Origin of the sequence: Mesorhizobium sp. B4-1-1 (assembly GCF_006439375.1) — a bacterium.
Taxonomy (GTDB): Bacteria; Pseudomonadota; Alphaproteobacteria; order Rhizobiales; family Rhizobiaceae; genus Mesorhizobium.
Genome location: NZ_VFTH01000019.1, coordinates 91,831 through 102,105 on the forward strand (window position 1 = coordinate 91,831; position 10,275 = coordinate 102,105).

General features: G+C 65.1%; 10 protein-coding genes. 6 read left to right on the plus strand and 4 right to left on the minus strand.

The window, feature by feature from the left end:
* The first annotated feature begins 191 nt into the window (after window positions 1–191).
* Genes FJW10_RS23700 through FJW10_RS23710 form a run of 3 tightly spaced genes read left to right on the plus strand, consistent with a single transcriptional unit; the run spans window position 192 to window position 4,044 of the window.
* Complete coding sequence (locus tag FJW10_RS23700) at window positions 192–1,634, plus strand: methylmalonyl-CoA mutase subunit beta (RefSeq protein WP_140901860.1); 1,443 nt, start codon at window positions 192–194, stop codon at window positions 1,632–1,634.
* Window positions 1,631–3,754 carry a methylmalonyl-CoA mutase gene (gene scpA, locus FJW10_RS23705; RefSeq protein ID WP_140901861.1) on the plus strand — a complete coding sequence of 708 codons (2,124 nt, stop codon included), beginning with the start codon at window positions 1,631–1,633 and terminating at the stop codon, window positions 3,752–3,754. The genes FJW10_RS23700 and scpA overlap by 4 nt, the downstream gene beginning before the upstream one ends.
* A 59-nt stretch (window positions 3,755–3,813) precedes the next feature.
* A complete protein-coding gene (locus FJW10_RS23710) occupies window positions 3,814–4,044 on the plus strand; it encodes an AbrB/MazE/SpoVT family DNA-binding domain-containing protein (RefSeq protein ID WP_140901862.1) in 231 nt (76 codons plus the stop codon).
* Between the two features lie 10 nt (window positions 4,045–4,054).
* Here FJW10_RS23710 and greA read toward each other — a convergent pair whose 3' ends face one another.
* Window positions 4,055–4,537, minus strand: coding sequence for a transcription elongation factor GreA (greA, locus tag FJW10_RS23715; RefSeq protein ID WP_140830942.1), 483 nt, complete (start codon window positions 4,535–4,537; stop codon window positions 4,055–4,057).
* Window positions 4,538–4,642: 105 nt separating this feature from the next.
* Between greA and FJW10_RS23720 the strand changes: the two genes are divergently transcribed.
* Window positions 4,643–6,019 carry a TIGR03808 family TAT-translocated repetitive protein gene (locus tag FJW10_RS23720; RefSeq protein ID WP_140901863.1) on the plus strand — a complete coding sequence of 459 codons (1,377 nt, stop codon included), beginning with the start codon at window positions 4,643–4,645 and terminating at the stop codon, window positions 6,017–6,019.
* Here FJW10_RS23720 and FJW10_RS23725 read toward each other — a convergent pair.
* The 3 genes from FJW10_RS23725 to FJW10_RS23735 all read right to left on the minus strand — a co-directional run bounded on the left by FJW10_RS23725 (window position 6,016) and on the right by FJW10_RS23735 (window position 9,151).
* Window positions 6,016–6,828, minus strand: a complete 813-nt coding sequence (locus FJW10_RS23725; protein ID WP_140901869.1) for a methyltransferase domain-containing protein — start codon at window positions 6,826–6,828, stop codon at window positions 6,016–6,018. The genes FJW10_RS23720 and FJW10_RS23725 overlap by 4 nt on opposite strands.
* Window positions 6,829–6,926: 98 nt before the next feature.
* Complete coding sequence (locus FJW10_RS23730) at window positions 6,927–7,931, minus strand: asparaginase (protein ID WP_140901864.1); 1,005 nt, start codon at window positions 7,929–7,931, stop codon at window positions 6,927–6,929.
* Between the two features lie 53 nt (window positions 7,932–7,984).
* Complete coding sequence (locus FJW10_RS23735) at window positions 7,985–9,151, minus strand: acetyl-CoA acetyltransferase (RefSeq protein ID WP_140830937.1); 1,167 nt, start codon at window positions 9,149–9,151, stop codon at window positions 7,985–7,987.
* A gap of 189 nt (window positions 9,152–9,340) precedes the next feature.
* Between FJW10_RS23735 and betI the strand changes: the two genes are divergently transcribed.
* On the plus strand, window positions 9,341–9,931 hold the full coding sequence (gene betI / locus FJW10_RS23740) for a transcriptional regulator BetI (protein ID WP_140901865.1): 591 nt from the start codon (window positions 9,341–9,343) through the stop codon (window positions 9,929–9,931).
* Window positions 9,928–10,275, plus strand: a 348-nt coding sequence (locus tag FJW10_RS23745; protein WP_140901866.1) for a sulfatase-like hydrolase/transferase, incomplete at its 3' end; no start/stop codon positions are given. The genes betI and FJW10_RS23745, both read left to right, overlap by 4 nt.

The window sequence follows — 10,275 nt, forward strand, 5'->3', positions numbered from 1 at the left end:
GCATGCAGCAATGCCCGCCATCGATTTTGGGGCGCAGCGAATTCGGCCTTTGGCGCTTGCAGATTGCGCGCATGTTTGGCAATCGATTGGATGGCCGCGAGAGAACCCGGCCGGATGACGCATTGTGATATCCGGTTCCTGACCTTAGATTGGCTGGACCCGGCTGATGTGGCCGAAAAGCGAGGAGAGCGATGGGCGCCGGCGCCTTGACCAGGGATGTCGACCTTCCGAACCCGGACGCCAAGCGTTGGCAGGCGCTGGCGGAAAAGGCGCTTGCCGGCGGTTCCTTCGAGGAAAAGCTCGTCTCCCGCACCGATGACGGCATCCGCATCGAGCCGCTCAGACAACGATCGGCGACCGCCGAGCCATTGCCGCGCACAAATCCGACCGCGCCCTGGGTCGTCAGCCAGCGCGTCGACGACCCGGATATTGCCCGGGCCAGCGCGCAAGCCCTGCAAGACATCGCCCAAGGCGCCAGCGGGCTATCGCTGGTCTTCGAGGGCGCGCCGAATGCCTTCGGCTACGGCCTGCCGCGCACCGCGGAAGCGTTGGAACGGGTGCTCGACGGCGTGCCGCTCAACCGCGTGCAGGTGCGCATCGACGCGCATCCCTGGAGCCGCGCCGTGGCCGACTGGCTGCTGGCTTTCCTGAGCCGCCGCCGCTCCGATCCGACCAAGCTCAACCTTTCCTTCGGCATCGACCCGGCAGCGATCTTCGCCGGCACCGGGCGGCTGCGCACCTCGATCGAGGCGCTGCAGGAATCGATGCCGCAGTCGCTGGCGCATTTCTTCTCGATGGGCGTGCCGGGCGTGCTGCTCGAGGCCGACGGCCGTGTCTTCCACAATGCCGGCGCCACCGAGGCGCAGGAACTCGGCACGATGATGGCTTCCGTGGTGTCCTATCTCAGGATGTTCGAGAAGGCGCGCCAGCCACTGGTCTATGCGGCACCGCATATCGGCTTCGCGCTCAGCGTCGACCAGGACCAGTTCCTCTCGGTGGCCAAGGTGCGGGCATTGCGCAAGCTGTGGGCGCGCATTCAGGAAGCCTGCTCGATCCCGGCCTCGACCGCCAGCATCCATGCCGAGACCTCCTATCGCATGATGACGATGGCCGACCCGGAAACCAATATCCTGCGCACGGCGATCGCGGCCTTCGCGGCGGCAACCGGCGGTGCCGATTCGATCTCGATCCTGCCGCACACGATCGCGCATGGGCTGCCGGCCGGCTTTGCCCGCCGCGTTGCCCGCAACGCCCAACTGATCATGGCAGAGGAGAGCCATATCGGCCACGTCGCCGACCCGGCCAGCGGCTCGGGCGCGGTCGAAGCGCTGACCGACGATCTCTGCGCCGCGGCCTGGGAAGAATTCCAGCGCATCGAGGCCGAGGGCGGCGTGCTTGCCAGCCTGCAGCAGGGCTATATCCAAAATCGCGTGCAGACGGCCGCTGCCAAGCGCAACGGCGCCTACCGGTCGGGTGAACGCGGCATTGTCGGCACGACGCTTTACCGCGTCGGCACGGAGCGCCCGGTCGAGACGCTGCCGCAGGAGCGGCGTCCGGCGCTGACGGAGGGCGTCGCGACCTGCGAGCCGCTGTTTCCGGTGCGCATCGATCAGTCGATCGGAGCCGGGTCATGATCCCGGATTTCAGCCAGATCGGCTGGTCGGCGCCGCGTCGCGCGCCGGTCGAGCTCAAAGGCCAGCGGATGACGCCGGAAGGCATCGCCGTGAAGCATCTTTACGGCCAAGGCGACCTCAAGGGGCTCGCCAATCTAGACACGTATCCGGGCATGCCGCCCTTCGTGCGCGGCCCCTACCCCACCATGTATGTCCAGCAGCCTTGGACGATCCGGCAGTATGCCGGGTTCTCGACGGCGGAGGAATCCAACGCCTTCTACCGGCGCAACCTCGCCGCGGGCCAGAAAGGCCTGTCGGTGGCCTTCGATCTCGCCACGCATCGTGGTTATGACAGCGACCATCCGCGCGTCGCCGGCGATGTCGGCATGGCGGGTGTGGCGATCGATTCCATCCTCGACATGCGCCAGCTCTTCGACGGCATTCCGCTCAACGAAATGACGGTGTCGATGACCATGAACGGCGCCGTCCTGCCGATCATGGCGCTGTATATCGTAGCGGCGGAGGAACAGGGCGTCGCGCAGAAGGATCTCGCCGGAACCATTCAGAACGACATTCTGAAGGAGTTCATGGTCCGCAACACCTACATCTATCCGCCGAAACCTTCGATGCGGATCGTGTCGGACATTTTTGCCTACACCTCCAGGCATATGCCGAAATTCAACTCGATCTCGATCTCCGGCTATCACATGCAGGAGGCCGGCGCGACGGCCGACCTCGAGCTTGCCTATACGATCGCCGACGGCATCGAGTATGCGCGCGCCGGCGTTGCGGGCGGTCTCGACATCGACCGTTTCGCGCCGCGCCTCTCCTTCTTCTGGGCGATCGGCATGAACTTCTTCATGGAGGTCGCCAAGCTCAGGGCCGCGCGGCTTTTGTGGTCGAGCCTGATGAAGAAGAATTTTGCGCCGAATGACGAGCGTTCGCTGTCGCTGCGCACCCATTGCCAGACCTCGGGCTGGTCGCTGACGGCGCAGGACCCCTACAACAACATCACCCGCACCATGATCGAGGCGATGGCGGCGACGCAGGGGCATACTCAGTCACTGCACACCAATTCCTTCGACGAGGCGATGGCGCTGCCGACCGATCATTCGGCGCGGATCGCCCGCAACACGCAGCTCATCCTGCAGAAGGAATCCGGCACCACGCGCATGATCGATCCATGGGGCGGCTCGGCCTATGTCGAGCGGCTGACGCATGATCTGTCGGCGCGTGCGCTGGCCCATATCGAGGAGGTCGAAAGCCTCGGCGGCATGGCGGCGGCGATCGAGAAAGGCATTCCGAAGCTGCGCATCGAGGAAGCGGCCGCGCGCACGCAGGCGCGCATCGATTCCGGCGAGCAAATTCTGGTCGGCGTCAACGCGCATCGCCCGGAAGCGGATATCGAGGTCGATGTGCTGAAGATCGACAATGCCGAGGTGAAAGCCCGGCAATTGGCGAAGCTGCAGCGGCTGAAAGGCACGCGCGACGTCGCGGCTCTGGAGGACGCCCTGGCCGCCCTCACCCGCGCTGCCGAGAGCGGCGAGAACCTGCTGGAATTCGCGATCCGCGCCGCGCGCGCCAACGCCACCGTGGGCGAGATCTCGCTGGCGCTGGAAAAGGTGTTCGGCCGCCACGCGGCCACGGTGCAGACCATCTCCGGCGTCTATCGCGACGCGCTCGGCGACAATCCGGCGCTCGAGCGGCTGCAGGAGAAGATCGAGGCGTTCGAGAAGAAGACCGGCGGCAAGCCGCGCATCCTGGTCGCCAAGATGGGCCAGGACGGCCACGACCGCGGCCAGAAGGTGATCGCCAGCGCCTTCGCCGATCTGGGCTTCGACGTCACCGTCGGGCCGATGTTCCAGACGCCGGATGAGATCGCCAAGCTGGCGGTGTGGCACGATGTCGACATCATCGGCGCGTCGTCGCTCGCGGCCGGGCATTTGACGCTGATCCCCGAGCTCAAGGAAGCGCTGAAGAAGCTCGGCCATGCCGACATGCTGATCGTCGCCGGCGGCGTCATCCCGCCGCAGGATTATGACGCGGTGCTGGCGGCGGGAGCGGCGGAGATCTTTCCGCCGGGGACCGTTATCCCGGAGGCAGCGAACCGGCTGATGGATCGGTTGCTGGCCGATCAGTGAAGGCTTGCCGAATTGGCTGAAGGTTGTTCCATAACGACAGACACAACCAGGGCGCGATCATGATCAAAACGACCATCCACGGACTTGAGGACGGATCAGGAGCCGTATTCTTGCCACGCGAAATGCTTGACAGTCTGAACCTTCAAGTCGGCGACCAGCTTCAGGTCATCGAAACCGACGACGGCTTCATTCTAAGGCCAGTCCGCGACGACAATCACGAACGACAGATCAACGCCGCTCGCGATGTCATGGACAAATACGAAGCCGCACTGTGTAAGCTGGCAAAGTAAAGGGCTGCGGTTAGTTCTCGGCCTTATCCGAGAGCTTGACGATCTCCCATTCCTTGCCGTTGACAGTGACGACCTCGCCGGTCTTCTTGCCGAACAGCGCCACGGCCATCGGCGAGACATGGGAAATGCTGCCCTTGGACGGGTCGGCTTCGTCCTCGCCGACGATGCGCCAATGCACCTTCTTGCCGTCGTCGCCTTCCAGCGTGACGCCCATGCCGAAGCGGACCACTTCGCTGCCGGGCTCCGGCACCGAAAGCTCCGCGTTCTCGCGCCGCGCGGTCCAGTAGCGCAGGTCGCGGGAAACCACCGCGATGCGCTCGCGGTCGCCCTTCCTTTCGGCCTTGGCCAGGATGTCTCGCAGGTCGGCGAGATTGTCCTCGATCATGGCCAGGCCGCGCTCCGTCACCAGATTGCGGTGCGTGCTGACCGGCCGTTCGCCGACGCCGGCAATGGCGTTTTCGCTGTCTTCTTCGCGGGTAAAAGCTCTGCTCATAGAGTGAACTTAGGCTTGGCGAGGCAACTGCACAAGCGGTTTGCCGACAGGCCACCCTGGCACGATTCCTGCGACGAACAGGACGAAACGCCAGGACGTGTGCCGATGTTGAACAGACGAACGCTGCTTGCCCGGACCGCGGGCCTTGCCGTCGCCGGCATCTTTGCCGGCAAGGCATCGGCGAAATCGCTGCCGGGCATCGAGATGGCCGCGATGCGCGGCTCGATCGACGCCACGGAGATTGGCGTACAGCCGGGCGCGGTGGACGACCAGAGCAAGGTTTTTGCCAAGATGCTGGCCGAGGCCAGCGACCGCGACCAGCCGGTGTTCCTGCCGCCCGGCACCTATCTCGTCTCGAACCTGAAACTGCCTGCCCGCGTGCGTCTGTCGGGCGTGCCGGGCGCGACGCGCATCGTCTATGGCGGCAACGGTCATCTGATGATGACCGAACAGGCCGAGCATATCGAGCTCAGCGGTCTCGTGCTCGATGGCGCCAACCGCTGGCTGGCCGATTATACCCAAGGGCTGCTCGACCTGCGCCGCGTCGCCCATCTCGTCATCGACAATTGTCAGGTGACCGGCAGCGGCAAGAACGGGCTGGCGCTCGAACATGCCGTCGGCCGTGTCGGCCGCTGCGATATTTCGGGCGCGGCGGACGCCGGCATTTATTCGGTCGAGGCCGGCGGGCTGGAGATTTCCGGCAACACCGTGGCCGATTGCGCCAATGGCGGCATTCTGGTGCATCGCTGGCAGGCTGCGGAAGACGGCACCATCGTCAGCGGCAACCGCGTCCAGCGAATCGGCGCGCGCAGCGGCGGCACCGGCCAGAACGGCAACGGCATCAACGCTTTCCGCGCCGGCAATGTGATCATCTCCGGCAACGTTGTCTCCGACTGCGCCTTCACGGCGGTGCGCGCCAACAGCGCCAGCAACCTGCAGATCACCGGCAATACCTGCTTGCGCTCGGGCGAGACCGGGATCTATTCGGAATTCTCCTTCGAAGGCGCGATCCTCAGCAACAATCTGGTCGACGGCGCCGCCAACGGCATCTCGATCGTCAATTTCAACGAAGGCGGCCGCATGGCGGTCTGCTCGAACAACATCGTGCGCAACCTCTCAACCACCGGTCCATACACCGCCGACCCGCCCGGCTTCGGCGTCGGCATCAGCGCCGAGGCCGATACGACTGTTTCCGGCAATGTCGTCGAAAACGCCCCGCTCTATGGCATGCAGCTCGGATGGGGGCCCTATCTGCGCAACGTCGTTGCGACGGGAAACATCATCCGCCAAGCAGGCACCGGCATCGTCGTTTCCGTCGTCGAAGGCTCCGGCTCCGCGGTCATCTCGGACAATGTCATCGACGGCGCGAGAAACGGCGCCATCATCGGCCAGCGCTGGGCCGATCCGGTGACCGGCGACCTGTCCCAGTCAACCGATACCGGCTATGCGCATCTCACCGTCGAACGCAACAAGGTCAGCTAGGCCACGGCCACGATAATGTGCGCCTGGATCTTGGCGGCAATTTCGCCGCTGCCATGCCTTTCGGCGATCACGGATTCGGCGTAGTCGGTAGCGGACGCTAGCCGTCCGGCCTCCCTGGCCTCGATCTCGTTGCGAAGCAGCGTTCCCTGGCAATAGGCGACGGCGGGAACCCGCGGCGAGGATGCGCGGCTCTGCTCGGCTATGGTGTCGATCGCCACGTCGGAAAATCCGGCGGCAGCCAGATCGCTACGGATCAGCGCCTTGTCGTGATAGCCGTGCGGCGTGCGTGCCAGGAAACGCGGCGGATCGTGCGGAAAAATCCGGGCGAGAGCATTCGTCACGTCGTCGGCGAATATATTCTCCTCGATGCGATCCCAGACGCTGAACAGGAAATGCCTGCCGGGCTTCAGGACCCGCCTTGCCTCGCGATAGGCCGCGGCGCGGTCGGGAAAGAACATCGCGCCGAACTGGCAGCAGACGAGGTCGAAGGACGCATCGTCGAAAGGCAGGTTCAACGCATCCGCCTGGCGCCACGTGATGCGGCTGTCGAGACCCTGGCGCGACGCCGCGTAGTCGAGCATCGGCTGGTTGAGGTCGGTGACCGCGTAGCTCGCGCCGGAAGGAAGCTGTGGCGCCAGCGCGCGGGTGACGGCCCCGGTCCCCGCGGCAGTTTCCAAGACGGCAACAGGCGAGAAGGACGCCGCCCGGCGCGCGGTCTCGGCGGCATAGGCCTCGAAGATCAACGGCACCATATGGCGATCGTAATTTTCCGGGATCGACCCGGCAAACACCTTGTCCGCTTCCAGCATGGTCAGCACCCGGCGCCCGTTGATGGTGGAGGAGACTAGCACATAATTTTTATCTTGGGCTCACCCGCGCAGCAGGTGCGCGTTATTGGGCGGATGCACTAGGCTAGCGCCGCTGTCGGCCGCAGCGAGCCGACCTTGGCGCCGATGCGGCTTTCGACCGGAGGATGGGCGGACTCGGTGAGCTTTGCCGCAACCGATTCATCGCCGCGCAGCAGCTTCGCCAGCACCGCGGCGATCATCGCCTCCGCCCCCCTGCCCGCGCCGTCATCGCATTTCAAGGCGATGCCGAGGCCAAGTTCGGGCAATGCCGCGCAATAGACGCCTTCGGCGCCGGTCTTGACGAAGATGCGGCCCGGCGCGGCCTGCATCAGCGCGACGTCGGCCTTGCCGGTTCCGGCGACGAGGAACGGCTCGGCCATGCAAGCCGAGACCAGCCGCTTCGCAGCCTTGGCGCGTTCGGGCGAAAAGCCCCTGCCTGTCGCCATGCGGGCAAAGCCCTGGGCAAAGCTCTTCAGCGGCACGGCATAGGTCGGGATCGAGCAGCCGTCGATGCCGCTGTTATCGGCGTCGTGCATCGCACCCGTCACGGATTGCATGGCGTCGCGCACCATCTCCTGCAGCGCATGACCAGCCTTGACGTAGCCGCCATGCGCGATGCCGGAATGGACGCAGGTGCAGAGGAAGCCGGAATGCTTGCCGGAGCAATTGTTGTGCAAAGCGTTGGGCACGCCGCCGGCGCGGGCGAGCGCGATGGTGGCGTCGTGGCTCGATGGCCAATGCGCGCCGCATTCGAGCGCCGTTTTGTCGAGACCGGCCCTGGCGAGCATCGCCGAGGCCAACTCGACATGGGCCGGCTCGCCCGAATGCGAGGCGCAGGCCAGCGCCAACTCGCGGTCGCCGAAATCCAAGGCGTCGGCAGCGCCCGATTCGACCAGCGGCAATGCCTGAATCGCCTTTACCGCGGAGCGCGGGAACACCGGGCGTTCCGTGTCGCCGATCTCCCAGACGGCCTTGCCGTCGGCGTCGAAGACCGAAACCGCGCCGCGGTGCCTGCTTTCGACCATCGCGCCGCGCGTAACTTCGACCAGAACCGGATTTGTCATGTTGCCTCCCGCACGCGCACCCAAGGGGTGCGCCGCTTCAATGCGGGCCGCTTCTAGCGAATCCTGTCGAGAATGGAAACGTAGTTGGCGACCGCCGCGCCGCCCATGTTGAAGATGCCGCCGAGCTTGGCGCCCGGCACCTGGATGCCGCCGGCCTCGCCGGTCAGCTGCATCGCGGTCAGCACATGCATCGACACACCGGTGGCGCCGATCGGATGGCCCTTGGCTTTCAGGCCGCCGGACGGATTGACCGGCAGGCGGCCGTCCTTCGCCGTCGAGCCGTCCAGCGCCAGTCTGGCGCCCTCGCCTGGCTTGGCCAAGCCCATCGCTTCGTATTCGATCAATTCGGCGATGGTGAAGCAGTCATGCGTCTCGACGAAGGAGAGGTCGTCGAGCGTGACGCCGGCCTTTTTCAGCGCCTGCTCCCAGGCACGTTCGCAGCCCTCGAAGGACAGGATGTCGCGCTTGGACATCGGCAGGAAGTCCTGGACATGCTCGTTGGCGCGGAAAGTCACGGCCCGGCGCATCTTAAGCGCCGTAGCGGTGTCAGTGAGCACAAGTGCGGCCGCGCCGTCCGAGACCAGCGAGCAATCGGTGCGCTTCAGCGGACCGGCGACGAAGGGGTTCTTCTCGCTTTCCTGGCGGCAGAACTCATAGCCGAAATCCTTGCGCATCTGGGCGTAAGGGTTTTCGACGCCGTTTTTGTGGTTCTTGGCGGCGATCATGGCCAGCGCATCGGACTGGTCGCCGTAGCGCTGGAAATAGGCCTGCGCGATCTTGCCGAAGACGCCGGCGAAGCCGGCAGGCGTCTCGCCGTCTTCAGGCAGATAGGATGCCTTGAGCAGGTTCTTGCCGATCTCGGGACCGGGCGTGGTCGTCATTTGCTCGGCGCCGACCACCAGCACGATGCGGGCGGCGTTGGCGTCGATGGCGCGGATGCCTTGCCGGACGGCGGCCGAGCCTGTGGCGCAGGCATTCTCGACGCGCGTCGCCGGCTTGAAGCGCAGCCGGTCATCGGCCTGCAGCACGAGGCTGGCGGTAAAATCCTGCGGCGAGAAGCCGGCGTTGAAGTGGCCAAGGACGATCTCGTCGACATCGTCCGGACCGATGCCGGCATGGTCGAGGGCCTCGACGGCAACCTTGGTGATCAGGCCCTCCAGCGTCTCGCCTTCGAGCTTGCCGAAGCGCGAATGCGCCCAGCCGACGATGCATGCGGTCATGGCAACCTCCATTTGCGCCGCAACCTAGCACGATCGCGCGCGGCACGTGATTCAATATTGTTCAACAATGAACCGCTTTCCAGCCCCATGCCATGGTCCAGAACGACACGATCGGTTGATCCCAGCGCCAGTTTTTTATTGATTGATGCGTCAATAAAAAATAATCTCGCCTCGAACCGGATCCCCAAAATGCCGAAAATCGGAATGGAGCCCGTGCGCCGCAAGGCGCTGATCGACGCGACGATCTCGGCGATCGGCGAGCGCGGATCGCTGGACGTGACGATGTCGGAGATCGCTGGCCGAGCCGGCGTGTCGTCGGCGCTGGCGCATCACTATTTCGGCGCCAAGGACGAGCTGCTGTTCGCGACGATGCGGCACATCCTTGCCGAACTCAACGCCGACACAAGGCGCGCGTTCGGCCTTGCGGTGACGCCGCGCCAGCGCGTCTTGGCCGTCGTCGCCGTCAGCTTTTCCGACGACCAGTTCCAGCCTCAGATCATAGCCGCCTGGCTCGCCTTCTTTGTCGAGGCGCAGAAGTCCTCGGACCTGCGGCGGCTTCTGCGCATCTATGCGCGGCGGCTGCATTCCAACCTGATGAGCGGGCTGACCGGCATCCTGCCCCGGGCCGAGGCCGACCGCGTGGCGGAAGCGACCGCGGCGCTGATCGACGGGCTCTATATCCGCCGCGCGCTGAAGGACGGCGTGCCGGATGCGCAGACCGCGATCGCGCTTGTGGAAGACTATCTCGAAACCAAGCTCAATGCACGGAGCCTGCCTTGACCACCCGGCGACCCAATTTCCTGATCGTCATGGTCGATCAGCTCAACGGCACGCTCTTTCCCGACGGACCGGCGGACTTCCTGCATGCGCCGCACCTGAAGGCGCTTGCCGCGCGCTCGGCGCGCTTTGCCAACAACTACACCGCATCGCCGCTCTGCGCCCCGGGCCGCGCCTCGTTCATGAGCGGGCAACTGCCGTCGAGCACCCAGGTCTATGACAACGCCGCGGAGTTCGCGTCCTCGATCCCGACCTACGCGCATCATTTGCGCAGCGCCGGCTATCACACGGTGCTCTCCGGCAAGATGCATTTCGTCGGCCCGGACCAGTTCCACGGGTTCGAGGAG

Coding starts and splice junctions, on each gene's coding strand:
- betI (WP_140901865.1), top strand. CDS start 9,341: ATGCCGAAAATCGGAATGGAGCCCGTGCGCCGCAAGGCGCTGATCGAC.
- scpA (WP_140901861.1), top strand. CDS start 1,631: ATGATCCCGGATTTCAGCCAGATCGGCTGGTCGGCGCCGCGTCGCGCG.
- FJW10_RS23730 (WP_140901864.1), bottom strand. CDS start 7,931: ATGACAAATCCGGTTCTGGTCGAAGTTACGCGCGGCGCGATGGTCGAA.
- FJW10_RS23725 (WP_140901869.1), bottom strand. CDS start 6,828: ATGCTGGAAGCGGACAAGGTGTTTGCCGGGTCGATCCCGGAAAATTAC.
- FJW10_RS23720 (WP_140901863.1), top strand. CDS start 4,643: ATGTTGAACAGACGAACGCTGCTTGCCCGGACCGCGGGCCTTGCCGTC.
- FJW10_RS23700 (WP_140901860.1), top strand. CDS start 192: ATGGGCGCCGGCGCCTTGACCAGGGATGTCGACCTTCCGAACCCGGAC.
- FJW10_RS23710 (WP_140901862.1), top strand. CDS start 3,814: ATGATCAAAACGACCATCCACGGACTTGAGGACGGATCAGGAGCCGTA.
- FJW10_RS23735 (WP_140830937.1), bottom strand. CDS start 9,151: ATGACCGCATGCATCGTCGGCTGGGCGCATTCGCGCTTCGGCAAGCTC.
- greA (WP_140830942.1), bottom strand. CDS start 4,537: ATGAGCAGAGCTTTTACCCGCGAAGAAGACAGCGAAAACGCCATTGCC.